The 26,214-nt window shown below is 35.8% G+C and carries 27 protein-coding genes; 1 reads left to right on the top strand and 26 read right to left on the bottom strand.

Annotated features, from left to right (window positions below; genetic code table 11):
* Window positions 1-3: 3 nt before the first annotated feature.
* The 12 genes from COE53_RS02685 to COE53_RS02630 form a co-directional block, all read right to left on the bottom strand.
* Window positions 4-1,512: a complex I subunit 4 family protein gene (locus COE53_RS02685; protein WP_098947404.1), complete on the bottom strand. Its 1,509-nt coding sequence runs from the start codon at window positions 1,510-1,512 to the stop codon at window positions 4-6.
* A complete protein-coding gene (gene nuoL / locus COE53_RS02680) occupies window positions 1,509-3,365 on the bottom strand; it encodes an NADH-quinone oxidoreductase subunit L (RefSeq protein ID WP_098947402.1) in 1,857 nt (618 codons plus the stop codon). Before nuoL ends, COE53_RS02685 begins: the two co-directional genes overlap by 4 nt.
* 17 nt (window positions 3,366-3,382) lie before the next feature.
* Entirely contained in the window at window positions 3,383-3,697 is a 315-nt protein-coding gene (nuoK, locus tag COE53_RS02675) for an NADH-quinone oxidoreductase subunit NuoK (RefSeq protein ID WP_025568976.1), read from the bottom strand.
* Window positions 3,694-4,212, bottom strand: coding sequence for an NADH-quinone oxidoreductase subunit J (locus COE53_RS02670; protein ID WP_098947400.1), 519 nt, complete (start codon window positions 4,210-4,212; stop codon window positions 3,694-3,696). The genes nuoK and COE53_RS02670 overlap by 4 nt, the downstream gene beginning before the upstream one ends.
* A complete protein-coding gene (gene nuoI / locus COE53_RS02665) occupies window positions 4,209-4,628 on the bottom strand; it encodes an NADH-quinone oxidoreductase subunit NuoI (RefSeq protein ID WP_025568978.1) in 420 nt (139 codons plus the stop codon). The genes COE53_RS02670 and nuoI overlap by 4 nt, the downstream gene beginning before the upstream one ends.
* A gap of 31 nt (window positions 4,629-4,659) precedes the next feature.
* Window positions 4,660-5,661 (bottom strand): NADH-quinone oxidoreductase subunit NuoH, encoded by a 1,002-nt coding sequence (nuoH, locus tag COE53_RS02660; RefSeq protein ID WP_097974912.1) that lies wholly within the window; start codon window positions 5,659-5,661, stop codon window positions 4,660-4,662.
* The gene (locus tag COE53_RS02655; protein WP_025568980.1) at window positions 5,661-6,761 is read right to left on the bottom strand and encodes an NADH-quinone oxidoreductase subunit D; all 1,101 of its coding nucleotides are present in this window, start codon (window positions 6,759-6,761) and stop codon (window positions 5,661-5,663) included. The genes nuoH and COE53_RS02655 overlap by 1 nt, the downstream gene beginning before the upstream one ends.
* A gap of 8 nt (window positions 6,762-6,769) precedes the next feature.
* A complete protein-coding gene (locus COE53_RS02650) occupies window positions 6,770-8,098 on the bottom strand; it encodes an NADH-quinone oxidoreductase subunit C (protein WP_098947398.1) in 1,329 nt (442 codons plus the stop codon).
* Window positions 8,095-8,613 carry a NuoB/complex I 20 kDa subunit family protein gene (locus COE53_RS02645; protein WP_056469321.1) on the bottom strand — a complete coding sequence of 173 codons (519 nt, stop codon included), beginning with the start codon at window positions 8,611-8,613 and terminating at the stop codon, window positions 8,095-8,097. The genes COE53_RS02650 and COE53_RS02645 overlap by 4 nt, the downstream gene beginning before the upstream one ends.
* Window positions 8,604-8,972 carry an NADH-quinone oxidoreductase subunit A gene (locus COE53_RS02640; protein ID WP_056469320.1) on the bottom strand — a complete coding sequence of 123 codons (369 nt, stop codon included), beginning with the start codon at window positions 8,970-8,972 and terminating at the stop codon, window positions 8,604-8,606. The genes COE53_RS02645 and COE53_RS02640 overlap by 10 nt, the downstream gene beginning before the upstream one ends.
* Before the next feature lie 385 nt (window positions 8,973-9,357).
* On the bottom strand, window positions 9,358-11,139 hold the full coding sequence (locus tag COE53_RS02635) for a DHA2 family efflux MFS transporter permease subunit (protein WP_098947396.1): 1,782 nt from the start codon (window positions 11,137-11,139) through the stop codon (window positions 9,358-9,360).
* Window positions 11,140-11,151: 12 nt separating this feature from the next.
* Window positions 11,152-11,796, bottom strand: a complete 645-nt coding sequence (locus tag COE53_RS02630; RefSeq protein WP_483295418.1) for an HlyD family secretion protein — start codon at window positions 11,794-11,796, stop codon at window positions 11,152-11,154.
* Between the two features lie 226 nt (window positions 11,797-12,022).
* Between COE53_RS02630 and COE53_RS02625 the strand changes: the two genes are divergently transcribed.
* Window positions 12,023-12,643: a TetR/AcrR family transcriptional regulator gene (locus COE53_RS02625; RefSeq protein WP_025568608.1), complete on the top strand. Its 621-nt coding sequence runs from the start codon at window positions 12,023-12,025 to the stop codon at window positions 12,641-12,643.
* Here the strand turns inward: COE53_RS02625 and COE53_RS02620 are convergent.
* From COE53_RS02620 to COE53_RS02555, 14 genes are all read right to left on the bottom strand, one after another.
* The gene (locus COE53_RS02620; RefSeq protein WP_091024586.1) at window positions 12,640-13,626 is read right to left on the bottom strand and encodes a nuclease-related domain-containing protein; all 987 of its coding nucleotides are present in this window, start codon (window positions 13,624-13,626) and stop codon (window positions 12,640-12,642) included. The genes COE53_RS02625 and COE53_RS02620 overlap by 4 nt on opposite strands.
* A gap of 604 nt (window positions 13,627-14,230) precedes the next feature.
* Window positions 14,231-14,632: a F0F1 ATP synthase subunit epsilon gene (locus COE53_RS02615; protein WP_098947394.1), complete on the bottom strand. Its 402-nt coding sequence runs from the start codon at window positions 14,630-14,632 to the stop codon at window positions 14,231-14,233.
* A gap of 83 nt (window positions 14,633-14,715) precedes the next feature.
* Window positions 14,716-16,128 (bottom strand): F0F1 ATP synthase subunit beta, encoded by a 1,413-nt coding sequence (gene atpD / locus COE53_RS02610; protein WP_025568604.1) that lies wholly within the window; start codon window positions 16,126-16,128, stop codon window positions 14,716-14,718.
* A 63-nt stretch (window positions 16,129-16,191) separates the two neighbouring features.
* Window positions 16,192-17,046: an ATP synthase F1 subunit gamma gene (atpG, locus tag COE53_RS02605; RefSeq protein ID WP_025568603.1), complete on the bottom strand. Its 855-nt coding sequence runs from the start codon at window positions 17,044-17,046 to the stop codon at window positions 16,192-16,194.
* Window positions 17,047-17,131: 85 nt separating this feature from the next.
* A complete protein-coding gene (gene atpA / locus COE53_RS02600) occupies window positions 17,132-18,640 on the bottom strand; it encodes a F0F1 ATP synthase subunit alpha (RefSeq protein ID WP_025568602.1) in 1,509 nt (502 codons plus the stop codon).
* Between the two features lie 22 nt (window positions 18,641-18,662).
* Window positions 18,663-19,202, bottom strand: a complete 540-nt coding sequence (locus COE53_RS02595) for a F0F1 ATP synthase subunit delta (RefSeq protein ID WP_025568601.1) — start codon at window positions 19,200-19,202, stop codon at window positions 18,663-18,665.
* Window positions 19,199-19,702: a F0F1 ATP synthase subunit B gene (gene atpF / locus COE53_RS02590; protein ID WP_029715296.1), complete on the bottom strand. Its 504-nt coding sequence runs from the start codon at window positions 19,700-19,702 to the stop codon at window positions 19,199-19,201. Before atpF ends, COE53_RS02595 begins: the two co-directional genes overlap by 4 nt.
* 205 nt (window positions 19,703-19,907) lie before the next feature.
* A complete protein-coding gene (gene atpE, locus COE53_RS02585) occupies window positions 19,908-20,123 on the bottom strand; it encodes a F0F1 ATP synthase subunit C (RefSeq protein ID WP_025568599.1) in 216 nt (71 codons plus the stop codon).
* Window positions 20,124-20,203: 80 nt separating this feature from the next.
* The gene (gene atpB, locus COE53_RS02580; protein WP_439097782.1) at window positions 20,204-20,875 is read right to left on the bottom strand and encodes a F0F1 ATP synthase subunit A; all 672 of its coding nucleotides are present in this window, start codon (window positions 20,873-20,875) and stop codon (window positions 20,204-20,206) included.
* A 64-nt stretch (window positions 20,876-20,939) separates the two neighbouring features.
* Window positions 20,940-21,320, bottom strand: a complete 381-nt coding sequence (locus tag COE53_RS02575; RefSeq protein ID WP_025568597.1) for an ATP synthase subunit I — start codon at window positions 21,318-21,320, stop codon at window positions 20,940-20,942.
* Window positions 21,321-21,324: 4 nt separating this feature from the next.
* The gene (locus COE53_RS02570; RefSeq protein WP_025568596.1) at window positions 21,325-21,549 is read right to left on the bottom strand and encodes an AtpZ/AtpI family protein; all 225 of its coding nucleotides are present in this window, start codon (window positions 21,547-21,549) and stop codon (window positions 21,325-21,327) included.
* 262 nt (window positions 21,550-21,811) lie between these two features.
* On the bottom strand, window positions 21,812-24,016 hold the full coding sequence (locus COE53_RS02565; protein WP_091024584.1) for a S8 family serine peptidase: 2,205 nt from the start codon (window positions 24,014-24,016) through the stop codon (window positions 21,812-21,814).
* Between the two features lie 176 nt (window positions 24,017-24,192).
* Window positions 24,193-24,825: an AmiS/UreI family transporter gene (locus tag COE53_RS02560; protein WP_025568593.1), complete on the bottom strand. Its 633-nt coding sequence runs from the start codon at window positions 24,823-24,825 to the stop codon at window positions 24,193-24,195.
* Window positions 24,826-24,939: 114 nt separating this feature from the next.
* Window positions 24,940-26,124, bottom strand: a complete 1,185-nt coding sequence (locus tag COE53_RS02555; protein WP_025568592.1) for a NupC/NupG family nucleoside CNT transporter — start codon at window positions 26,122-26,124, stop codon at window positions 24,940-24,942.
* Window positions 26,125-26,214 lie beyond the last annotated feature (90 nt).

Raw genomic sequence — 26,214 nt, 5'->3', positions numbered from 1 at the left:
CTTCTATACACCTCTAATCCCTTGAATGATAAAATCCACTGATGAAACAATCATATCGTTTACGAAAGCTGGGTATACACCAAGCAGAACAATCGCAAATACTAAAATAACTGAAGCGATTGCTTCACGTTTTGACAAATCAGTGAATGATGAAATAAATTCACTACTTTTACCGAAGCTTAATTGTAAAATTGCTCTTAAAATATAAGCTGCAGTTAAGATGATTCCTAACGTACCTACAGTTGCAATTGCTTTATGAGATTGGAAAAGACCAACAAAAGATAGCCATTCTCCTACGAACCCTGATAGACCTGGTAATCCTAGCGATGCCATACCGCCAAAAAGTAATAAGCCGGCAAGTCTTGGAGTTGATTTTGAAAGACCAGAAATACGGTCAAAACTAGTAGTATCACCTCGGTTTTCTATCATGCCAACTATTAAAAATAGAAGTGCTGCAATTAAACCGTGAGATACAGATTGTAAAATTGCTCCTTGAATTCCAGCGCTATTCATTGCTGCTAATCCAATAATAACAATCCCCATGTGTGAGAAACTTGAATAGGCCAATACAGAACGTAATTCCTTTTGGATTAAAGCAATATAAGCCCCGTAAAGTAAATTAATTACACCAATAATCGCAAGAGCCGTCGACATTTTTTCAAATTGCTCTGGGAATATCCCTAAAGCAAAACGAATTAAACCGTAAGTTCCAATTTTTAATAGGATACCAGCGTGAATGATTACTACAGCAGGATTTGCTTGAGTATGAACATTCACCATCCATCGATGGAACGGGAATAATGGTAGTTTGATTGCAAATGCAATTAATAAACAAATTAGTAGAACCATTTTTAAATGCTCTGAAATTGGACTAATTGTTTGTTGTCCCATTGGAATGATATTAGCTAAAACTTCATAATTTGTTGTACCTGTGCGAGCAAATAGGACAGCAATAACAAATAACAAGAAAGCTGATCCTAATCCGTTATAAATTAAGAATTGGTATCCAGCACGTTCACTATCAAATCGGCCCCACTTGCCAATTAAGAAGAACATTGGAATTAGTGTTAATTCAAAGAATAAGAAGAATAACACTAAGTTCTGAGCTGCAAATACCCCAAACATACCTACTTGTAAAATAAATAGAAGTTGATAGAAGCCTTTTGAGCCTTTATTAATAGAGTAACCTGCTATTACAGCGATTAAGGAGATAATACCAGTAAGTAAAATCATCACTAATGATAGACCGTCTACTCCAAGCTCAAACTTAACTTGAAACAATCTAGTTGATCCAGCGAAAAACTTTCCAAATGAAAACCAATCATATGAAATATTCCAATCTTTTAAACTAGAATGGTTTTGACCTGCTACATAAGCTAGTATAGTAACTGCAAATGATAAAACCGAAGTCAATAATGCCCAAAGCTTATAAGAATTCTTTGGAGCAAAAGAAACTAGTAATAATCCCAATAAAGGTGAGAAAACAACCCATAATAAGAAATGAGACATCATAAGTTGTACCCCCCTGTCACGACGATTGCTAATAAAATTAGGGCAAGACCAAGTAATGTGATAAATCCATAAGTTTGAACTTGACCACTTTGAAGCCTTGAACCAATTCCACCGACACTACTTACAATTCCTTTTACTAGAACTGCAAGCCCTTCAATTACAAAACGCTCAATAGCAAACATTACATGTCCAATTGCAAACATTCCTTTTACGATTGAACCGTTATATAATTCGTCAATATAATATTTATTAAGAAGAATTTCATAGAATAATCCATTTTCTTCATGTTTAGTTTGCTGCACTTTTCTTCCATACATATTGTAAGCAAGCGTAATACCAGATAAAGAAACAAGCGTTGCTACGATCATAATCCAAACCGGTTCATGACTATGCTCTGCAATTGTAAATGGTGCTCCATCTAATAAAAACTCATTTAAGTGACGACCAAAGAAAGGTGTATTAATATAACCTGCGAATATTGCAAGGATCCCTAATAGTGACATTGGAAGGACCATTGACATTGGTGACTCGTGCGCACCTTTTGTCTTCTCTTCTCCAGTAAATACTAAGAAAAATAATCGGAACATATAGAAAGAAGTAAAGAATGCCGCAATTAAAGCTACTACGAATAAAACGTAATTTCCATTTTCCCAAGTTGCAGCTAAAATCTCATCCTTACTAAAGAAACCAGATAATAACGGTACACCTGTAATAGCTAATGTACCAATTAAGAATAGTGTAGATGTCCATTTCATTTTCTGACGTAATCCACCCATTTTAAAGATGTCTTGAGTGTGTACGGCATGAATAACACTACCTGCAGCTAAGAATAACAATGCTTTAAAAAACGCATGAGTTGTTAAGTGGAAAATACTTGCTGTATAACCACCTACACCTAATGCAAGCATCATATAGCCTAATTGACTGACTGTAGAGTATGCTAGTACTCGCTTAATATCTCTTTGCACAAGACCAATACTCGCTGCAAAAATCGCAGTAAATCCTCCGACAATTGCAACTACCGTTAAAGCTGTACCACTAGCAATAAAGATTGGATAAGTTGTTGCTACTAAGTAAACACCGGCTGCTACCATTGTTGCTGCGTGAATTAATGCAGAAACAGGTGTTGGACCTTCCATCGCATCAGGAAGCCATGTATGAAGCGGGAACTGACCTGATTTACCCATTGCCCCTACGAAAATCAAGATCGCAATAAGTGTTAACATACCAGTACTCACTTGTCCACCTTGGATTACATTGAAAATTTGATCGAAATCAAAGCTCTTTGTTTTCCAAAATAAAAGTACCATCCCGATAAATAAACCAACGTCCCCTATTCTAGTCATAATGAACGCCTTTTTAGCCGCTGCTTTTGCTTCCTCTTTATAAAAGTAGAAACCAACAAGTAAAAATGAACCTAAACCTACTAACTCCCAGAATACATAAAGTTGTAGAATGCTAGGTGAAATGACAAGTGCTAACATCGCAAATGTAAATAAGCCTAAGTATGCGAAGAACACTGTAATTCGGTCATCATCTTCCATATATGCTGTTGAATAAATATGTACTAATGTACTAACAAACGTAACGATTACTAACATTAACGAATTTAGTGCATTTACTACATATCCAACGTGAATATCGATATTTCCAATTGTTAACCAAGTGTATAGTTTCTGCACTGTATCCCCTTGTAGACGGTCAAATAAGACGAACAAGGAGATGATGAATGAGATTCCTGTTAAAGTTGCTCCTAAAATCCCACTACCTTTCTTTCCTTTTGTACCAGCTAATATTAGGATTATAAAGGAAATTAGCGGAAGTACCGGAACAAGCCAAGCATACTGCATCATCAAATTCCACCTCCTATTTATCTTTTCAATGAATCAGCTTCATCGATATTGACTGTCTGACGATGACGATACCATGCAATTAGAATTGCCACGCCCACTGCAGCTTCAGCCGCTGCAACTGAAATCGTAAATAATGAAAAAATTTGCCCTGTTAACGACGGTGCTACACCAAGCTTACTAAATGCTACTAAATTAATATTTGCGGCATTTAACATTAACTCAATACAAATTAACACGATTACTGTATTTCGTTTTGTTAATGCACCATATAATCCGATACAAAATAATATTAGCGCTAAAAGAAGATAAGCATTAATTGGAACTGAACTCATTCCTTCGTACCCTCCTCTTTTGAATCATCTGATTTTGCTAAAATGATCGCACCTACTAAAGCAATTAGTAATAAAACAGACATTACTTCAAATGGCACGATATGATTTGTAAATAACTGCAATCCAATATTTTTCGTATTATTTGTTGCTAAATCAACATCTGATGAGTCGATTGAAAGTCCATTTACACCTAAAAACATAACGACTCCAAATGCAACAATACCGATTAATGCCGCAATATTTCTCCAATTTCTTTTTGGTTTTTCACTTTCAATATCATGTTTCGTTAACATGATTCCAAAAATCATTAAGATTGTTACTGCACCTGAATAAATAAGAATTTGAACAACAGCTACAAATTCAGCTGATAGAAGGACATAAATCCCAGCGATACTAATGAATGTTAATACAAGTGAAAGCATCATATGCATAACTTTCGTTGAGTTTAACATCATTACGCCACCTAAAATGGCTGATAAAGAAAGAAGAAAGAAAGCAACTACAAAACCACTCATGCTTTATTCTCCTTTCGAATGTTTTGATCGTTTTCATCAAGCCATTGAAGGTCTTTAAACAATTCATCACGTGAATATTCAGCAAGTTCAAAGTTATTTGTCATAATAATCGCTTCTGTTGGACAAACTTCTGTACATAAATCACATAGAATGCAAATTTCGAAATTTATATCGTATGTGTCGATAATTTTTCCTTTTTTCGTAGGATCAGGATGTTTTTTTCCAGTTAATGTAATACAGTCTGTTGGACAAATTGCTGAACATTGATTACAAACAATACATTTTTCTGGATAAAACTTTTGAATTCCACGAAAACGATCTGGTAACGGAATCGGCTGATTTGGATAATCATACGTCACTTTCTCGCGCGTTAAATTTTGAAGAGTATATTTTAAACCTTTTACTAACCCAATCATGACTCACACCCCTTTAGATTGGTCTATTTGTTTAGAAGAACAAGCTTTTTACTAATGCAGTTATTAAAATATTAGCTAATGAAACTGGTAATAATACCTTCCAACCGAACTCCATTAATTGGTCAGCACGTAAACGTGGGAACGTTACACGGAACCAAATTAATAAATATAAAATTACACTAAACTTTAAAGAGAACCATACAGCTCCAGGAATAAAGTCTAGACCCGCAATTGGTTTCCATCCGCCTAAAAATAGAATCGTAATTAACGAACACATTGCAAAAAAGTAAACATACTCTGAAAGCATAAAGAATGCCCAACGGAATCCTGAAAACTCTGTATGATAACCTGCTACAAGCTCTGACTCAGCCTCTGGTAAGTCAAAAGGTGTACGGTTTAATTCAGCTACAGCTGCAATTAAGAAAACGATAAAAGCAATCGGCTGAGTTACAATGAACCATACATTCTCTTGTGCATTAACAATATCATTTAAATTCAAGCTTCCAGTTAATAAAATAACACCTAATACGCTCATTACTAACGGAATTTCATATGAAATCATTTGTGCTGCTGCACGCATACCACCAATAAGTGAGTATTTGTTATTTGAAGCCCAACCCGCTGTAACAACACCAACTGTTGTTAATCCTGAAACAGCAATATAGTAAAGTAATCCAACACCTATATCAGCAAACTGTAAGTTCTCTGTGAAAGGTAGAGTTGCTAATACCATAAACGCTGGTGCAAATGCGATGATCGGTGCAAGTATAAATAATGGTTTGTCTGCCGCTTTCGGAATTGTATCTTCTTTTAAAAGTAGTTTTAATACGTCAGCAACAGTTTGAAGTAAACCATAACGTCCACCAACTTGGTTAGGTCCAATACGCCCTTGCATGAAACCCATTACTTTACGTTCTGATAGGATTCCAAATGTTACGAAACCTAAAACTACAAATAGAAAAATAACGCCTAAACCTAAATAGATGAGAAAATTTATCCAAGACGGTGTACTTTGTAGAAGATTTTCTATCATTATCCGTCTACCTCCCCAAGTACAATATCAATACCACCTAAAATAGTAATTAAGTTTGCGATGTTTTCACCTTTTAATAACTTTGGAAGAATTTGCAGGTTATAAAAAGATGGTCGTCTAAACTTCAAACGATACGGCTCTTTTTTTCCATCACTTGCAATATAGCAACCAATTTCTCCACGCGGTGACTCAATTCTAACGTATCCTTCACCTTTTGGGGCTTTGATGATTTTAGGAACTTTTGCTAAAATATCACCTTCAGCAGGGAATTGTTCAACAGCTTGTTCTAAAATCTTTAATGACTCTTCAATTTCTAGCATTCTGCACATATATCGATCCCATGCATCGCCAACTGTTCCCACTGGGACATCGAAATCAAAGCGATCGTAAATAGAATATGGAGCATCTTTTCGTAGATCATATTTAACACCAGTACAACGAAGATTTGCACCACTTAATGAAAAATTAATTGCATCTTCTTGTGAATATGCACCAATACCTTTTACACGATTAATAAAGATTTCATTACCGGAAACTAAATCGTGATATCCTTTTAATTGCTCTCTCATATATGGAATAAATTCTTTTACTTTTTCAATCCAACCTTCAGGAGCATCCCACTTAACCCCACCAACACGCATGTAGTTAAAAGTCAATCTCGCTCCACAAAGTTCGTTTAATAGATTGATAATCATTTCACGCTCTCGGAAAGCATAAAGGAATGGACTCACTGCCCCAATATCTAGAAGGTTTGTACCCCACCAAACTAAGTGACTAGCAACGCGCCCTAATTCCATTGAAATAACGCGTAGATACTCTGCGCGATCTGGAACTTTAATATCCATCATTGTTTCAACAGCGTGACAGATAACATAGTTATTTGTCATTGCTGATAGATAATCCATACGGTCTGTATATGGAATAATCTGTGTATATTGAAGATTTTCAGCGATTTTCTCTGTACCACGGTGTAGATAACCGATGACAGGTGTCGCTTCTTTAATGATCTCTCCATCAATCTTTAACACAAGACGAAATACACCGTGTGTACTTGGATGCTGAGGTCCGACATTTAATAGCATTTCTTCCGTACGAATCATGGCTTATCCTACACCCCCTCGTCAAATTGAACGTAATCTTTTCTTAGTGGATAGCCAACCCAATTATCTGGCAGCAATATACGCTCCAACTTTGGATGTCCTTCAAACTGAATACCAAGTAAGTCGTAAGTCTCACGCTCTGGCCAGTTTGCACCTTCCCATATTGGAGTAATACTATCAACATTAGGTTGTTCACGGTCTGCTCTTACTTTTAAAGCGATTCCATGTTTACGTTTATATGAATATATGTAAGAGTAAACTTCCATGTACTCAACAAAATCAGTTCCGTGTAATCCAGATAAATAAGTAAATTGTAGCTGTTCATTATTCTTTAAGAACTGTGCTACTTTAAAATAAGCATCCCTTTTAATTGTAAAAGTTGGATCATGTTTAGAAAGCGTATTAATAATTGCTTCCTCAATAACATCCGCTCCAAACTCTTTTTCAATCAGTGCCTTTACTTCATCTAACAAAGATTGATTATGAGAAGGTTTTACTTCTTCAACTGGAGCCTCTTTACCACCGTCTGTTTTACCTTTTGCCTTTGCCGCTGCTGCTGCTTTTGCCTTCGCAATTGCAATCGCCTTCGCTTTTGCTTTTGCCGCTTCATCGTCTGAACCAGCAGTGTCTTCTCCACCCGCTGCTTTTTGTTTTGCCAATGCCGCTGCCTTTGCTTTTGCTGCCGCTACTGCTTTTGCCTTTGCTGCTGCAATTGCTTTCGCTTTTTCATCATCTGCACCTTCTGTTGGACCTTCTCCACCTTCTGTTGCTTTTTGCTTTGCTAATGCCGCTGCCTTTGCTTTTGCTGCCGCTACTGCTTTTGCCTTCGCCGCTGCTAAGGCCTTTGCCTTATCTTCATCAGAAGCCGCCTCTTGCTCTTCTGCTGGAGCCTGTTCGCCTGATTCCGCTGCTTTTTGTTTCGCAATTGCTGCTGCCTTTGCTTTTGCTGCTGCTACTGCTTTTGCCTTCGCCGCTGCTAAAGCCTTTGCCTTATCATCATCAGAAGTCTCCTCTGACTCTTCTGCTTCAGTCTGTTCGCTTGCTTCTGCTGCTTTTTGTTTTGCGATTGCTGCCGCCTTTGCCTTCGCCGCTGCCACTGCTTTTGCTTTCGCTAGTGCAAGTGCTTTCGCTTTTTCATCTTCTGAAGCTGGTTCCTCTTGTTTAACTTCATTTTCAACAGTAGGCTCCTCAACTACAGGTACTTCTTCTTTTTGAACTTCAGTATTTTTTGCAGCTTCCTTTTCTGCCTTCAACTGTTCCATTTTTCGTCGAGCCGCTTCTTTAGCCCTCTCAGCTGCTTCTTTCTTTAACTGTTCTTTTGACTTATCTTCACTCACTTATTCGTCACCTGCTTTCCAGTTTTAGCTTCGTAACGAATCTTCTCTTTCAATTTGTTAATACCATAAATTAAAGCTGCTGGATTCGGAGGGCATCCAGGGATATACACGTCCACAGGAACAATCTGGTCCACTCCTTTAACAACTGCATACGAGTTAACATATGGTCCACCAGCAGTTGCACATGAGCCCATCGCAATTACCCATTTTGGTTCAGGCATTTGATCGTATAAGCGTTTAACAATTGGCGCCATCTTTTTCGTAACAGTTCCAGAAACAATCATACAGTCAGATTGACGAGGAGAAGTACGGAAAAATGATCCAAATCGGTCTAAGTCATAATGAGATGAACCTACACCCATCATTTCAATTGCACAACAAGCTAACCCGAATGTTAATGGCCACAACGAGTTACTTCTTGCCCATGCCTTCACTTCTTCCAAAGTCGTGAAAAAAATATTCTTTTGGAGTTCTTCCATTTCAGCAACAGAAATCCCATCTAACTTCATAACCATTTCAACACCTTCTTCTTCCAAGCATAAATAAGTCCAAGTAATAGCATAAGAATAAAAATAATCATCTCTACAAAAGCAAAAAGCCCTAATTGATCATATGCAACCGCCCACGGATATAAGAAAACAGTTTCAACATCAAAAATAACGAATAATAGTGCAAAAATGTAATATCCAGCGTGGAAACGAACCTTCGCATCATGAAATGGTTCAATACCACTTTCGTAGGTCGTTGCTTTTGCTTCAGTTGGTACATTTGGTCTTAAAATTTTACCTATAACCGAGAGTGCGACAACTGGAAGTGCAATTCCTATAACTAGAAACACAACTACGATCACATAATTATTTAAATAAGCATTCACGAAACTTGTCCCTCCTCTAACTACAGAGCTCTACATTATATACTTATTATAAATATAATGTATTTTTCATTAATTTTTACTATTCAGTTTTGTAATCGTATCCATTATAACAAATGTGACAAAAACGTGTCGATATTTATTGCCATTAATCTGAAAATTGAATGATATAGTTGGAAAATAAATTCCATTATTCTTTATTTATCTTATATGTATGTCGTTCTAATAAATTTCTAATCTTTCAATTGTCATTACCAGTTACTAAAATTATATATCAGTATAAGAGTTATCCACAAATCCACAGGAAGTTATTCACAATTCCCACAAGTTAAAATATAGTGATAATTGTCGAAAAAAAAACCAGTTCAATACATGAACTGGCTCTTTTTTAAGATGCAATCGTTTCTGAAGATTGCTGTTTATTTTGATTTTTAGATTTAGATTTAGGTTGTGCAATCTTTCTGCTCTTTGTACTTCCCATAAAGAATGAAAGCACCAATGCTATACCTGATAATACAGTTGCAAAAATAAATGCATCATTGATCCCATTGATAGATGCTAATTTAGACGCCTGACTATAAAGTGTTGTAACTGCCAAAGCTCCACCTTGGGAAGGAGTTACTCCAGCTGCAGCGGATAACTGTGCGCCTGTTTGATGAACCCAATCCATAATGAAAGAATTCGTTGAAGTTACTTCATTTGAAAAGTCAGCCAAATGATTTGTCGTTTGAGTCGTCATAATTGTAACGAGGACCGCTGTACCGACCGAACCTGCAACTTGTCGTAGTGTATTTTGAGTTGCAGTACCGTGAGAAATCATCTTAACTGGCAATTTATTTAAACCAGCCGTCATAATTGGCATCATAATAAATGACATACCGAATGAACGTAAAGTATAGAAAAACATAATTTTTAAATATGGTGTATCAATAGACAACTTAGTGAACTCATAAGTTGTAAAAGTCATAATAAGTAGACCAAAAATAGCTAAAGGACGGATACCATATTTATCAAACAATTTACCCGTAAGTGGTCCGAGCGCACCCATTATCAATGAACCAGGAAGTAATAATAATCCTGCTCTAATTGGTGTAAACCCACGAATATTTTGTAAATAAAGAGGTAGTAAAATCATCCCTCCATATAATGCTGTTGTAACGATTAAGTTAATTAATAATGTGTAAGTAAACGAAAAAGATTTAAATACTTTTAAATTTATTAACGGTTGTTTAGCAGTTAATTCTCTCCACACAAATAAACCTAAACTGATACATGCAATTACTAAAGAAAGAACTACTTCAGTACTACCCCAACCTTTATTACCGGCTTCACTGAATCCATATAATAAACTTCCGAATCCAAGTGACGAACTTATTACTCCCCAAATATCCAAAGTTGGGAATGAACGTTTACGTGAAATATGAAACCAAGCATTAGACAAAATAATTGAAATGACACCTAACACAGCCATCCCATAAAATAAGAAATGCCAAGAATAATCTTGAACTACATAACCAGTTATTGTAGGACCAATAGCTGGCGCAAGAATCATTGCAATCCCCATTAATCCCATTGCTGCTCCACGTTTTTCAGGTGGGAAAATCGTCATAAAGATATTCATACCAAGTGGCATTAAAATACCCGCTCCGACAGCTTGGACAACACGACCTACCATCATAATTGGGAAGTTACCTGATAAAGCACAAATAATTGAACCAATCGTAAAAGCAATCATCGAAAAGATAAATAATTTTCGATAAGTGAATGTATCAACTAAGTAAGCACTGACCGGAATTAAAATACCATTCACTAACATAAAACCAGTAGATAACCATTGTGCGGTCGAAGTCGTAACATTAAAATCTGCCATTAACTTCGGTAAAGCAACATTTATTAATGTCTGATTTAAAATAGACACGAACATTCCTAGTAATAGTACTGTCAAAACTTTTCCCATGCTAAAGCTCTGTTTTTCACTTGACTCAGATGGGATTGATTTCTTTTGAATTTCTTCAGTTTTTTCTATTTTATTCGGTTCTTCCGATTGGACCATTTCTTCTCTTTTATCTATTTTTAGGTCATTTTCTTTATTTCTTAATACGATTCGATTAATAATAAAGAAAACAATTAAGCAAAACCCTCCATATGCTATGATCATTCCTGTAGACATAGAAATTCCTCCTTACTTATGGATACGAACAGAAGCATTCATTCCTGGAACAATTTCAAATGACTTATTATGATCTAAAGCAATTCTTACAGGTACAACCTGCTCAACTTTCGTATAGTTTGCATTAGAGTTTCCAGAAGGTAATAAACTAAATGTATTTGCAGTTGTTAATCCAACAAATTCAACAGTACCTGTTAAAGTAGTATCTGGATATGCGTCAACATACACATCAACCACTTGACCTTTTTTCACATCTTCTACTTCAGTTTCTTTAATATTTGCAGTAACCCAAAGGTTATCTAAGTTATATGCATAACCAAGAGTTGAACCTGTTCCAACCAATTGATCTTTAATTGCATTTGCTTGAACAATCGTAGCATTTGTTGGTACTGAAACTGATACTTCATGTGCAGTATCTCCAGCAGTTTGAGGCGCAGTTAAAACTTTCCCGATTGATTCATTTGGTGAAAATGTTTTTCCGAAAGTACCTGACCATGACTCAAGCTTACCAGCAGCAGGAGATGAAATAACAATTTGTTGCCCATCTATTTTTGCATTATCAGTTTTGATATAATTTGTTGATTGATCATAATAGTAATAACCAGCAAATCCACCAGCAACTAATATGATTAAAGTAATTATGTTAACAAACACCATTTTCTTCATGTTCCCCATAAATAAAATTCCTCCTAAATTTTTAATCGTTTCTCTATATAGGTAACAAAAGTAAAGCAACACATTGTCGTTTTACTTCTCATAGTTTTTAATTATAATTGATTTATAAACGTACTCAACCGTTAATAATTAAAAAATTGTTGTTTAAGCAACACTACTATCATTAACTGTTTGATTTCTTAAAGTTATTTAATAAAGGAGTTTTAAAATGAGCATAAAAAATAATCTTGACCCTCGTGTCATTCGCACTAGACAACTTTTACAAGATGCATTAATTACGTTACTATCAGATAAAGAATTTGAAGCGATTAGTGTACAAGATATAACTAAAAAAGCAAATGTTAACAGAGCAACCTTTTATAGCCATTACGAAGACAAATACCAAATGATCCGCCAAATCGTTAGAGAAAAACTAGTTGATTTGGACAGCGCCATGAAAAATGTAGATTTTAGTAACTATGACGGAAACCCAAACTCACTCGATGAAATGGCCTTAAAATCCTACTTCCACCTATTCGAACATATCGAAAAAAACAGTTACTTCTACAAAGTCCTACTAAAACGACAAGGACCAAATATTTTTAGAAGAAAACTTTACGAAGTATTATCAACAACGTTCGAAAAAGGCATTGCATTCATACAACCAAAGAAGAATAAATACCTTGTACCAGGTGACCTACTAATAAGCTATATATCAGGCGCAACCCTCAGCGTAATTTCATTTTGGGTTGAAAATGACATGCCATACACAAAAAAACACATGGCAGAATACCTTTTAAAAATTTCAAGAAATGGTGTTTTAACAACAGCGGGATTGGAATTAAACTAAAAAGAGGATTGCTGTGACAACTCGTCTAAATAGTGTGTTTTGTCTTTTTTTGTTCCTGATGATGGTAGGTTTAGTTTACGGAGGAGTCTTGAAGCTGAGTATATTGAAGTTATATGTAGGAATTCGCGAAGTTGGCTATTTTTAATGGTATTTCCAATTAATAAATAAAAATCATATAACGAATGTAAATGAGCATCTTTTGAAACGTTGAAGCATTGCGGGCAATACCAAGAACCCTTAGTTCTGAACATAGAATACAATTTACAGTTGTCACAAATTACGCCAGTCAATAATTCATTTTTAGATATATTGTATTTCTCGAGTATATTTTGATCTAGTAGTTGATTTTGTTTTATTAAGAGCTTTGCTAACTTACGAATTTCTTTAGATGTGAAAATGTTTATATGCAACTTTTTTTCTAATTCCTCAAGTTTTCTGTAGAGTGAATCTGAATGAATAACCGTGTTAGCAATCTGTATTACATTAGATGATGCTTTTATGATCGATTTAGAATTACTTAATACAACCCATGGAATTATTGGGTAATTCATAAACTTATTTTGCTCTAACCAACTTCGAAGTTGCCGTTTTTGCCGCTCAACTTGAATAATTGGGTTCATGAAAGCTTCTTCCTTTCCCTCATTCATTCGAATAAGTTGATTGAAACTTTGATCAAAGTAAAGTATTCCAACTAAATTCTTCACTTCAATAATTAAAATAAAGCTTGGTGAAAGAATTATTGTATCGATTTGAAAAAACCGTTTTTCGTTGTCTAACAATCTTAAATCTTGAATTATAATATACCGTTCTTTATTGAAAAAACTCAAATGATAATCTAGTGATTTTTCACCATGAAACCCCGCTTTAAATTTTGCAAAATCATCCTCTATTCTTAATCTTTGGTTGTGTTCTTTGGGTAATCTTCTAAGTAGAGCTTCAAGTTTCCTAATAGTCAATGGAACAGTTCTTTCTTTCAAAATCATTTAATCACCTCTTTTTTATTTTATGATAAAGTTCGACATAATTTCCGTGTCACCTCCTAATCTTGATTGTGAAAAGTTAAAGTGAATTGGTATCTATTCTTCAGTTTTTTTATATGTTTTAAAGCAATATTGCCTTATTTTAATTAATTTTCTTGAAATATCGTACTAAATCTAGTCAAAATAATAATCTACAAGGAAAATTTTTGATTAATTTTAAATGGTAATGTACTTTATTTGCGATTCTTCTACTTTATATAGCGATTTCCTTATAAATAATTGCTATTTTGCTTTTTTATTTGTGATTCACAAAATTTATTTGCGGTTTACCATTTTTAATTGCTATTTTCAATTTTTAATTGTGATTCTTCAATTTTATTTGCGGTTTTCATAATTTATTTGCGCACTTGTTTGAGTTAATGTCGATACTCATGATTTTATTTACACCGATCAGTTTTTCCTTCACTTAATTAAATTTATTTGCACGCTCAACCTAGTTATTTGCACTTTCATTATCCTTAATTGCACCCATCATCCTACTAACGACCCCACCCAACCCCACTCCCATCCAACAAAAAAAGAGCCCCAAAAAGGGCTCTATTTTTAATTACTTATATTGTGCTACGTTTAAACGGTTCATTGCTTTGTGTAAAGCAAGTTCTGCACGTTTGATATCTGTGTCAGGTCGTCTTTCTTGTAGACGTTTTTCTGCACGTTTTTTTGCTTCTACTGCGCGCTCAACGTCGATTTCAGTTGATGCTTCAGCAGATTGAGCCAATATTGTAACGGCTTCAGGTCGAATTTCAATGAATCCGCCACTAACTGCAACGTAATAAGTTCCAGCTGGTGATTTAATTTTAACAGGTGCTGTTGCTAACGGTGCCACAGTTGAAATGTGTCCAGGTAAAATACCTAGCTCACCGCTAGTTGCTTTCGTGCTAACGAATTCTGTTTCGCCTTCATAAGCCGGTCCATTCGGAGTGACGATACTGACTTTCATTGTCTTCATAGTGAACTCCTCCTGTCTAGCTTCGTGAGCTAATCAAGTTCATTCAAATAGAATGATGAACAAGCCTTTCGATTAGACAATTATTATACTAATGTTTTTGCTTTTTCTACTACTTCTTCAATGCGTCCAACAAGACGGAATGCATCTTCAGGAAGAGTATCATATTTACCTTCTAAGATCTCTTTGAATCCACTAACAGTTTCTTTAACTGGTACGTAAGAACCTTTTTGTCCTGTGAATTGCTCCGCAACGTGGAAGTTTTGAGATAAGAAGAATTGAATACGACGAGCACGAGCTACGACTAATTTATCTTCTTCTGATAACTCATCCATACCTAAGATTGCGATGATATCTTGAAGTTCTCTATAACGTTGTAAAGTTGATTGTACTTGACGAGCTACTTCATAGTGCTCTTCACCAACGATTTCTGGGTTTAATGCACGAGATGTAGATGCTAATGGATCTACCGCTGGGTAAATACCCATCTCAGATAAACGACGCTCTAAGTTAGTTGTTGCATCTAAGTGAGCGAACGCTGTAGCTGGTGCTGGATCCGTATAGTCATCGGCAGGAACGTAAATCGCTTGAATCGAAGTTACAGAACCTTTGTTTGTTGAAGTGATACGCTCTTGTAATTGACCCATTTCAGTAGCAAGAGTTGGTTGGTAACCTACCGCAGAAGGCATACGACCTAATAGGGCAGAAACCTCAGAACCTGCTTGAGTGAAACGGAAGATGTTATCGATGAAGAATAACACGTCTTGTCCTTGCTCATCACGGAAATATTCAGCCATTGTTAAACCAGTTAAGGCAACACGTTGACGTGCACCAGGTGGCTCGTTCATTTGTCCGAATACCATCGCTGTTTTCTTGATAACACCAGAGTCGCTCATTTCGTGGTATAAGTCGTTACCTTCACGAGTACGCTCACCTACACCAGCGAATACTGAGATACCGCCGTGCTCTTGTGCGATGTTGTTAATTAATTCTTGAATTAATACAGTTTTACCTACACCCGCACCACCGAATAGACCGATTTTACCACCTTTGATGTAAGGAGCTAATAAGTCTACTACTTTGATACCAGTTTCAAGGATTTCTACTTTTGTAGTTAATTCTTCAAATTTAGGTGCTTGACGGTGAATTGGGTCGCGACGTACGTCTTCTCCAAGTTCTTCGTCTAAGTCAATGTTATCACCTAACACATTAAATACGCGTCCTAATGTAGCGTCTCCAACTGGAACCGAAATTGGTTTCCCTGTGTTAACTGCTTCCATTCCACGTACTAATCCATCAGTTGAAGCCATTGCAACTGTACGAACAGTATCGTCACCTAAGTGAAGAGCAACTTCTAATGTTAAATCAATGTTTACTTCGTTTGCGTCGCCCGCTTCTTTACGAACACGTAACGCATTATATATTTGTGGTAATTGGCCGTTTTCGAACTTTACGTCTACTACTGGACCTAATACCTGAGTAATAATACCATTGCTCATCGCTTTTCCTCCTAGCATTGTTTCATTAAAAGCCGTTCAATTTATATAGCCGTTGTAAGCAGATTAGCCAAGTGCTGCTGCTCCACCGACGATTTCAGTAATTTCTTGTGTAATTGCTGCTTGACGCGCACGGTTATAGTGAAGAGTAAGCTTACTAATAACTTCTTTCGCATTATCAGTTGCACTTTTCATCGCTGTCATACGTGAAGCGTGTTCACTAGCTTTACTGTCTAATAATGCACCAAAGATTAAGCTTTCTGCATATTGAGGCAGTAACACTTCTAAGATTTCATCATCAGATGGTTCAAATTCGTAATTAGTTGTTGCCTTACCTGTGTCAATATCTGTTAAAGGTAATAGCTTTTTCTCAGTAACTTCTTGAGAAATCTTACTTACGAAATGATTATATGATAAGTAAAGCTCATCAAAAATGCCGTCTGTATACATTTGAACTGTACGATTAGCAAATTTTTGAATATCATCGAATAAAGGTTGATCTGGAAGCCCAAGAACCTCTTCAACGATTGGGTAACCTAAACGCTTAAAGTAGTCACGTCCAACTCGACCTAGTACAATAATTGCAAATTCATCATTTGATTTATGACGCTCTTTAATTGTATTTGTTACCGCACGTAATACGTTACTATTAAATGCACCCGCTAAACCACGGTCAGAAGTGATGACAATGTAACCAGTCTTTTTAACTGGACGAGTTACTAGCATCGGATGTCTACTGTTTACGCCTTTTGCCACGCTACCAACTACCTCTTGCATTTTTTCCATGTAAGGAACGAATTGCTTAGAGTTTTGCTCAGCACGGTTTAATTTCGCAGCAGATACCATCTCCATCGCTTTTGTGATTTGGCTTGTCTTTTTTGTTGAATTAATTTTTGTTTTTATATCGCGTAATGATGCCACAGGTTTTCACCACCTTTTGGTAAACAGTTAAATGAAGGACGAGCTAGAGCCCGATCCTTCAAATCCAGATATTTAAATCGCCTTCTTATTTAGAAGCAATAAAGTTCTTTTTAAAGCTTGTAATTGCAGCGTCAAGGTCAGCTTCGTTTGGTAATTTACCAGTATCACGAATAGCATCTAAAAGACCTTTTGCGTTAACGTCCATCCAAGCTAACATTTCTTCTTCAAAACGAGTAATGTCTTCAACTGCTACGCTGTCTAAGTGACCACGTGTTAACGCATATAAAGAAGTTACTTGTTTTTCTACTTTTAACGGTTTGTGTAAACCTTGTTTAAGGATTTCAACTGTACGAGCACCACGGTTAAGTTTAGCTTGAGTTGCTTTATCTAAGTCAGAACCGAACGCAGCAAATGCTTCAAGCTCACGGAATGACGCTAAGTCAAGACGTAGAGTACCTGCTACTGATTTCATCGCTTTAGTTTGCGCTGAACCACCAACACGTGATACAGAAAGACCTGCATTGATCGCTGGACGTACGCCAGAGAAGAATAAGTCAGACTGTAAGAAGATTTGTCCGTCAGTAATCGAGATTACGTTTGTTGGAATATAAGCTGAGATATCACCAGCTTGTGTTTCGATGAATGGTAATGCAGTTAATGAACCGCCACCTAACTCATCATTTAACTTAGCTGCACGCTCTAATAAGCGAGAGTGTAAGTAGAATACATCCCCTGGATATGCTTCACGACCTGGAGGACGTTTTAATAGTAATGAAAGCTCACGGTAAGCTACCGCTTGTTTTGATAAATCATCGTATACTACTAATACGTGTTTACCATTGTACATAAACTCTTCACCCATCGTTACACCAGCGAAAGGAGCTAAGTATAACATTGGAGCTGGAGATGAAGCAGGTGCAGTTACAACGATTGTGTAATCTAATGCGCCATGCTTACGTAAAGTTTCAACAAGTCCACGAACTGTTGATTCTTTTTGACCGATTGCAACATAGATACAGATCATGTTTTGGTCAGCTTGGTTAAGGATTGTATCGATAGCAACAGCTGTTTTACCAGTTTGACGGTCACCGATGATTAACTCACGTTGTCCACGTCCGATTGGTACAAGAGCGTCGATCGCTTTGATACCTGTTTGTAATGGCTCATGTACTGATTTACGTGCCATTACACCTGGAGCAGCATTTTCAATTGGACGAGATTTTGTCGTTTCGATTGGGCCTAAACCATCAACTGGTAGACCTAATGAGTTTACTACACGTCCTACTAATGCTTCACCAACTGGAACTTGCATGATGCGTCCAGTACGACGAACTTCGTCGCCTTCTTTAATGCCTGTGTAAGGTCCTAAGATGATAATACCTACGTTGTTTTCTTCTAAGTTTTGTGCTAGTCCCATAACGCCGTTAGAGAACTCAACTAGCTCTCCAGACATACATTGGTCAAGACCATGAGCACGAGCGATACCGTCACCAACTTGGATAACTGTACCAACATCACTAACTTCTATTTCAGTTTGGTAATTTTCGATTTGCTTTTTAATCAGCGCACTGATTTCTTCAGCTTTGATGCTCATGCATTTCACCCCTATCTACAAACTATTTTGCGATTAATTCACGTTCAATTCGAACAAGTTTATTTTTTAAACTGCCGTCAAAAATACGGTTTCCAACACGAACTTTATAACCACCAATTAAAGATGGGTCAATTTCGTTTTTCAAACGTATTGAGTTTTTACCTAATTTAGAAGCGAATAACGCTCCAATTTTATCTAGTTCTTCAGAAGACATTTCCGTTACAGAGTAAACTGTTGCATCTGCAATATTACGAGTTTCATTCGCAATTTTTACATATTCAGTTACTAAGTTAGAAATAGTGCTCATTCGCCCACGATCGACTAATAAACATACTAGATTTAATACCGTTTCAGAGATTGAAGCAAACGTGTCATTTAAGACAGACTTTTTGCTTTCTTTTGTGATACCAGGGTGTTGTAAAAACTTATTTAATTCTAAGTTTCCTACATACTCCTTTTTCACAACTTGTAAGTCATGTTCAACAGTTTCTACTAAATTTTGTTCAGTTGCTAATTCAAAAAGAGCGTTTGCGTAGCGTTTTGCAACTAATTCGTTACTCATTTAGCTTCGCCTACTTCTTTAAGATATTGATCAAAAATAGCAGATTGGTCTTCAGACTTCACTTCTTTTTCAAGTACTTTAGAAGCAATTAATACAGATAATGAAGCCACTTGTTGTTGAACTGATTGTACTGCAAGCTCTTTTTCACGTGTAATTTCACGTTTAGCACTTTCTTTCAAGTTTTCAGCTTCTGCTTTTGCTGCTGCAACGATTTCTTCACGTTGTACATCAGCTTGCTTTCTAGCTTTCTCAAGAAGCTCACGAGCTTCAGTTCGAGCAGCAACTAACTCTTGCTTTTGCTCTTCAACTAGTTTCATTGCATCAGCGTTGTTTTTCTCAGCTGAGTCTAATTGATTAGCGATGTGATCTTCACGTTGTTTCATAATTCCCATTACAGGTCCTAATGCATACTTACGTAATAAAGCAAGTAGGATTAAGAAGATTACTAATTGAAACGCTACATCGCCCCAAGGTATACCATGTCCGTTTGCTTCACCGATTACGAATAATGAACCGTTTAACACAAGCCTTCACTCCCTTCGAGGGTATCTTTTAATAATTTTTCTTTTTTATAACAAAGCTTAGGACTCTTACCGACCTTTGCTTTAAATTCAAAATTCAATCTTTACAACAAAAGTGTCATAAAGGAATGGCGAAGTAAATGTGAACACAAACTTCGCCATTTTTTAACTACTTGTATAAATCTTAAGCTTTACCAAATGCCATGAATGCGATAACTACCGCGATGATTGGAAGTGCCTCAACTAATGCAACCCCGATGAACATTAAAGTTTGAAGAGTTGAACGTAATTCTGGTTGACGAGCAACACCTTCTACTGTACGTGATACAATTAAACCGTTACCAATACCTGCACCTAGTGCACCTAAACCTATTGCGATTGCCGCTGCGATTAAAGCCATTTTAAATTTCCTCCTTCTTAATCATAAGAAATATATTTTTTTTTATAATTTTTATCTAACTACCAATTTTAATGAGCAGATTAATGCTCGTCCGCCACTTTATGTGACAAGTAAACCATTGTTAACATTACGAAGATAAACGCTTGGATTGAACCAACGAATACAGAGAATCCCTGCCATACGATCATTGGTATTGCCGCTGCAATTGTCCAAAGAACGCCTTCTCCTGCGCTTGCTGCATAAGCATGTGTACCCATTGTTGCAAGTAAACCTAGTAAGATTTCCCCCGCGTAAATGTTACCGTAAAGTCGAAGACCTAGCGTTAATGTGTTTGCTAATTCCTCAATAATTTTTAATGGGAATAAGAATGGCATTGGTTGGAAGAATGTTTTACCATACGCTCCAAAACCGCGCATCTTAATACCATAATAATGTGATAAACCAACTATAAAGATTGCTAATGATAAAGTAATGACTGGGTCTGATGTAGGTGATTTCCAAACTGAGTTTCCATCAAATGAGATATCGAATGGTAGACCTAACATATTTGAAACAAATATGTACATAAGTAATGTCACACCTAGTGTAAGGAAGCGACCACCAGTTTCCCAATCCATTGTACTGTTGATAATGCCTTTAACGAAATCTATAACCCACTCTAAAAAGTTTTGCTTTCCTGATGGGCGTATTTGTAGACTTCTTGCGCATGTAACTGCGATGATAAAGACGATTACTGCAGCAATGGTAGTCATTAGAACATTTGTTAACGTAAAATCTAAACCAATAAATTTAAAACCATAAGTGCCGTGTTCCAATTTATTCACCTCTCTTCCTTGCAAAAGACGTTTGTTGTAATGCAAAATGTATCATAATGACAAGGTGTCCTGTCATTAGTCCCGCAGTTAGTGCCGGTATGCTCACAAAATTTTCATACCGAAGCGCGATGACCATAGCTAGAGCCACCGCTGAAAGACAAATTACAGTACCTAAAGATCGAACTTTTTGTTGCTTTAAAACTCGGTCAAAGAAGGTATTTATCTTTCTGTGTAGAATCCATATACAATAAAAGCTAGTTACTGTTCCGAGAATATAGCCTGTGAATATTGTTTTATAGTCGGTAAATGCCCAACCTAAAACAGCTAAAGCAATAATATACAACATATCTCGTGTGAATCGTCTAAAATTATCTTTTTGCATGTAACTAGTCCCCTGGTGTGAATTGCTTAACTAATTTAAGCGTGCCGTAGATTCCAGTAAATAATCCTAACAGTAAAAAGATGATCATAAATACTGGTACTGGCCAATTAAAAAATGAATCAATCCATCTTCCTAAAAAGATGCCTATGAGAATAGAACCGACAAGCTGAGCTAGAATGGAAGACATGAGTGCCATTGCTTTAAGAGGATGTTGATTGTTGTTTTTCATACAAAATCCCTCCATGTCAATTTTCATTCTCCAAAAAATTGCCAAAAGTCTTATCATGGTTAATTCTACAACAAATATCTGCTAAAATCTCTAAACATTGAAAACGTTCACAAATTGTTCACAAAACGTTCAAAAAATTTTAATAACATAGTATTTACATACATTGAAAACCCTTTTAAACATTCATGTTAAGCATACAATATGTTACAAAAATGTGTCAATTACCTAAATTAAAAAACTATTAAAAAATACTTACCAATTTTTAGTCTTCAACATAAATTTTAGCGACATTGACGTAAGATTCCGTTGCACTTTCATATTGTTTACGTTTATAAAATATCACAAACTTATAAATTCCACTTTTAGGAAAATCTTTTAAAACTAATTCCTTTTTGATAATCCCCCTCTTACTGTTCTCCTGCTCATCAATTACACCTAACAATCGGAATGTTTCTGATTCAAAAACAGCAATTTTGTATTCCTCAACCTTACTTGGTAAATAGAGTTCATATTTATAGCGATTTTTACCTTTCACTCTTCCAAAGTGAAATCCCATTACTGACGGAAAATTCGGTTCTCCTTGTAATAATAAAAACGGCATTCTTAAATTTTCATCATCATTTGTGCTGAACGTTATTGCCCCATCATAAAATCCATCTCTTAATACTTTCGTATCAACTGTTGCAGTAAGATTAATCTTTTTGCTAGTGTGTGCTGGAATTGTAAAAGGCTTCGGTAATACCCATTGTATTCCTGTGGCTGGCTGATTATTTATAGCCGTAACTTGTTTTGGCATATTTGATTTATTCGATATTCTTACGACAAAATCTTTCTTAATTTGTAAATCGGTTTTTCTAGTTACTCCTAAAGATAAAGACGTAGGGAATAATGTTGTCTCAGTCTCAAGTGCCTTTTCAATATCTAATCTTCCAGCCCCTTGTTCGTACGCATGATACATCTTTTTATTATTCTTATATAATGGTGTTGCTGTATTGACTAGCACACTTTTTAAATCATCCATACTCCAATCTGGGTGCAGTTGTCTTACTAGAGCAGCTGCTCCGGCAACATGTGGACTTGCCATACTCGTTCCTTGAAGCGCTAAATACCCACCCGGAATTGTACTTTTTATTTGTACACCTGGAGCTAATAAATCCGGCTTCATTTGCCAAGTACCTGTTACCGGCCCTCTAGAGCTGAAATCCGCAAGTATATCAACCTTCTTTTCATGTCCAGTCTTAGCTTCCACTTTACTTTTCTCAATGATTTTCTTAATCATTAAGCCTTCTTTTCTTGAGATAGTCGCAGCTGGAACAGTAAATTTCCCTTTAATTTGTCCGATGAAATTTCCATCAATATTATTAAAGACAATAACCGCCTTAGCACCAGCATCTTGAGCATTTTTTACTTTATCAGTGAATGTGATTTTTCCTCTTTCAAGCAAGACAATTTTGTCTTTTACTCTTTTTAAATCACGCTTTTCTCCATATTTCTTAAATACAAATCGCCCATTTAAACCTTTACCCCATTTAGCAGATCCAATCATAGGACTAATAATTGTCTCTTTATTTTTCACGTGGATAGATGGGAAAAGAACAGGTGGATAGCTCGCACCAACTGTTAAAGCCTTTGATGCAGTAGCGGGAGACCCAACAGTCCATAGTCCTGGTCCAGAGTTTCCAGCAGCCGTAATTGCAAGTACACCCTTCTCTACTGCCTTATCTAACGCAATACTTGTCGGCCAGTCTGGTCCGTTGACATCATTTCCTAGCGATAAATTAATAATATCTACTTTATCCTTCACTGCTCGCTCAATTGCAGCCATAACAGTTTCAGATGTACCAACGCCACCAGGGCCAAGAGCACGGTATGCATAGATTGTAGCTTTAGGGGCTACACCTTTTCTTTTTCCATTTGCCGCTATTACACCAGCTACATGGGTACCATGAAATGTGCTTTTTTCTTCAAGTTTAGTCTCCATTGGATCTTTATCTAAATCAATTGTATCGTAACCGCCACCATAATTTGATTTCAAATCAGGATGCCTGTAATCTACACCAGTATCGATTACTCCTACCTTAACGCCTTCACCAGTAATCTTTCTTCCCCTTTGATCCTTATATAATTGAGCTTCGTCCGCTCCAATAAAAGGGATACTATCTTCTAAATGAGCTCTATAAGTTGTAACAAAGTGCATATCATTTACTAACGGCATTTTAGCTAACTGTGATAACTCTTCAAGAGAACCCGATACAGAAAAACCATAATACGTCTCAGTGTATTGTTGTCTTACGGTTACATTAGGGAAACGTTCAGCAATATATTTTATCGCCTGTGTAATCATTCCATCTTTAACCGAAATTAAAGCTACTTGTTTTTGTTGTTCATGTGCATTTACATATACATCTTTAAATGGAAATAGTAAAAAAACTAAACAAATAATTATTTTAAGAAAGTAATTTTTCATTCAATGCAGGTTCTCCTTTTTATAAGATATTTTCTTTTTAGCTTTCTCACTAATCGTTCATTCATGTATAAAAAGGTAATTTTCTCTAGAACCTACAAAGTTTTCAAAAATAAAAAAAGACTAACTCTAGGTAAAGCATTAAGCTTACCTAAAAAGTTAGTCTTTTTGTATTATCATTAATTTTTTAATTCAGGTTGGTTAAACAACTGGAATCTTTTATTTGTAACATACGCTTTAATCTCATGTATGACAAAATACAAAATAGAAGCTCCTAAAACTACGATCCATGCATTTGAAATTACCGTCTCCTGCCAAATCCCTAAAAGCATAAAAAATGCAGGAAGAGTAATTGTAGTCCAAGATTGTATCATTGCAACGATTCCAGTGTATCGTTCTATTTTCTTACCTAATACTAGGCCAGCAAAGAATAGATACCATAAATATGCCCACATAACCCATAATAGTCCACTTACAACATCATGAATAATAGCGAAGTTCACGAAAGCCCAAAGTACAGACATGATGGATACCCAAAGTGAGAACCAGCCTAAGCCTGTTCCATTAAAACCTTTAAGATTTGTAAATCCATTATATAAATAAGTAATACCAAAAAAGAAAATACTTGCCGTATTAAATAATTCCCACTTACCAGCACCTAAATGCATTAATAAGTAGATAGGAAAAAGGACTTGTAATGTACCAACAAATAAGTTTAATAAAGCTGCACTTTTTGCATTCGCTTTATTTAATAAAACAAGACTATTTAAAAATAGAGTTGCACCAGATAAAAGTAAACCTACAGCTCCCATAGTGACTTGTTAAAAAGAAAATTGTTAAAAATTCACTTTTTAACTCAACCCTCCTACTTTAAGATTAGAAAAAAAAATACAAGCGCTTGATCTAAGTCAAACGCTTGGATTAAATTATTTTAAAACGATCCCTACAATAATTGCCGTTAAAACACTTACTAATGTTGCACCAAATAATAATTTTAAACCGAAACGAGCGACAACATTACCTTGTTTCTCATGTAAACCTTTAACCGCGCCTGCAATAATACCAATTGATGAGAAGTTAGCAAATGATACAAGGAAAACTGACACAATTCCTAATGTACGAGTTGAGAACTCTTTACCATGTTTTGCTAAATCCATCATTGCAACGAACTCATTTGAAACAAGTTTTGTTGCCATAATACTACCTGCATCAACCGCTTCTTTAAATGGTACACCCATAATGAAAGCGAATGGAGCAAAAACATAACCTAAAATCCCTTGGAATGAGATTCCAAAAATCATATCAAAAATATTATTAATTGCACCAATTAATGCAACAAAACCGATTAACATTGCTGCAACGATGATTGCTACTTTGAAACCATCTAAAATATACTCACCAAGCATCTCGAAGAATGTTTGTTTTTCTTCTTCTTGTACCGTTAAGATATCTTCTTCAGGTGTAACAGTGTAAGGATTAATAATTGAAGAAATAATAAATCCACCAAATAAGTTTAATACAATTGCCGTTACTACATATTTTGGTTCAACCATCGTCATATATGCACCTACGATTGACATAGATACTGTTGACATTGCTGATGCACAAAGAGTATATAAACGATTTTTTGGTAAATGACCTAATTGTTTTTTTACTGAAATAAATACTTCAGATTGTCCTAAAATTGCAGATGCTACTGCATTGTAAGACTCTAATTTACCCATACCATTGATTTTGCTTAAGATTAACCCAATGTATTTAATAAAAAATGGTAAAATCTTTGTGAATTGTAAAATACCGATTAATGCAGAAATAAATACGATTGGTAATAATACTCCTGTGAAGAATGGGAAAGCACCTTCATTTGCCATACCACCAAATACGAAATTAACACCTTCACCAGCGTATTCTAATAACTTTCCAAATCCGTTAGAAATCCCTTTAATTAAAATTAAACCTACTTCTGTATTTAATAATAAGAACGCTAAAATGATTTGAACAACGACCATGATTACAACTGGACGATATTTAATGTTTTTACGATCACTACTAGCGATGAATGCTAGACCGAAAACAACTAGTAATCCAACAAGAGCTATAATATATTTCATGTTTCTCCCCCGAAAATCCAATAAATTTATTTTTAATTAATATAAGCGCTTTCAAAACGAACACAACTTTTTATTTGTTGGATGTCAGAC

Source organism: Bacillus sp. AFS029533 (genome assembly GCF_002585125.1).
GTDB lineage: Bacteria > Bacillota > Bacilli > Bacillales > Bacillaceae_G > Gottfriedia > Gottfriedia luciferensis_B.
This window is presented reverse-complemented; position numbering and strand designations above follow the sequence as displayed.

Bases quoted from the DNA above. Each gene is read 5' to 3' on its own strand.
- COE53_RS02560 (WP_025568593.1), bottom strand. From the start codon at position 24,825: ATGGGAGCTGTAGGTTTACTTTTATCTGGTGCAACTCTATTTTTAAAT.
- COE53_RS02630 (WP_483295418.1), bottom strand. From the start codon at position 11,796: ATGGTGTTTGTTAACATAATTACTTTAATCATATTAGTTGCTGGTGGA.
- COE53_RS02625 (WP_025568608.1), top strand. From the start codon at position 12,023: ATGAGCATAAAAAATAATCTTGACCCTCGTGTCATTCGCACTAGACAA.
- COE53_RS02620 (WP_091024586.1), bottom strand. From the start codon at position 13,626: ATGATTTTGAAAGAAAGAACTGTTCCATTGACTATTAGGAAACTTGAA.
- COE53_RS02635 (WP_098947396.1), bottom strand. From the start codon at position 11,139: ATGTCTACAGGAATGATCATAGCATATGGAGGGTTTTGCTTAATTGTT.
- COE53_RS02655 (WP_025568980.1), bottom strand. From the start codon at position 6,761: ATGATTCGTACGGAAGAAATGCTATTAAATGTCGGACCTCAGCATCCA.
- COE53_RS02670 (WP_098947400.1), bottom strand. From the start codon at position 4,212: ATGAGTGGTTTTGTAGTTGCTTTCTTTCTTCTTTCTTTATCAGCCATT.
- COE53_RS02570 (WP_025568596.1), bottom strand. From the start codon at position 21,549: ATGAAAAACAACAATCAACATCCTCTTAAAGCAATGGCACTCATGTCT.
- nuoI (WP_025568978.1), bottom strand. From the start codon at position 4,628: ATGATTGGGTTAGTAAAAGGTTTAAAATATACTCTTCAAAATTTAACG.
- COE53_RS02565 (WP_091024584.1), bottom strand. From the start codon at position 24,016: ATGAAAAATTACTTTCTTAAAATAATTATTTGTTTAGTTTTTTTACTA.
- COE53_RS02555 (WP_025568592.1), bottom strand. From the start codon at position 26,124: ATGAAATATATTATAGCTCTTGTTGGATTACTAGTTGTTTTCGGTCTA.
- atpD (WP_025568604.1), bottom strand. From the start codon at position 16,128: ATGAGCAATGGTATTATTACTCAGGTATTAGGTCCAGTAGTAGACGTA.
- nuoL (WP_098947402.1), bottom strand. From the start codon at position 3,365: ATGATGCAGTATGCTTGGCTTGTTCCGGTACTTCCGCTAATTTCCTTT.
- atpE (WP_025568599.1), bottom strand. From the start codon at position 20,123: ATGGCTTTAATCGCAGCGGCAATCGCAATAGGTTTAGGTGCACTAGGT.
- COE53_RS02575 (WP_025568597.1), bottom strand. From the start codon at position 21,320: ATGCAAAAAGATAATTTTAGACGATTCACACGAGATATGTTGTATATT.
- atpB (WP_439097782.1), bottom strand. From the start codon at position 20,875: ATGACTACCATTGCTGCAGTAATCGTCTTTATCATCGCAGTTACATGC.
- COE53_RS02645 (WP_056469321.1), bottom strand. From the start codon at position 8,613: ATGGTTATGAAGTTAGATGGGATTTCTGTTGCTGAAATGGAAGAACTC.
- nuoK (WP_025568976.1), bottom strand. From the start codon at position 3,697: ATGAGTTCAGTTCCAATTAATGCTTATCTTCTTTTAGCGCTAATATTA.
- nuoH (WP_097974912.1), bottom strand. From the start codon at position 5,661: ATGATAGAAAATCTTCTACAAAGTACACCGTCTTGGATAAATTTTCTC.
- COE53_RS02685 (WP_098947404.1), bottom strand. From the start codon at position 1,512: ATGATGTCTCATTTCTTATTATGGGTTGTTTTCTCACCTTTATTGGGA.
- COE53_RS02615 (WP_098947394.1), bottom strand. From the start codon at position 14,632: ATGAAGACAATGAAAGTCAGTATCGTCACTCCGAATGGACCGGCTTAT.
- COE53_RS02595 (WP_025568601.1), bottom strand. From the start codon at position 19,202: ATGAGTAACGAATTAGTTGCAAAACGCTACGCAAACGCTCTTTTTGAA.
- atpA (WP_025568602.1), bottom strand. From the start codon at position 18,640: ATGAGCATCAAAGCTGAAGAAATCAGTGCGCTGATTAAAAAGCAAATC.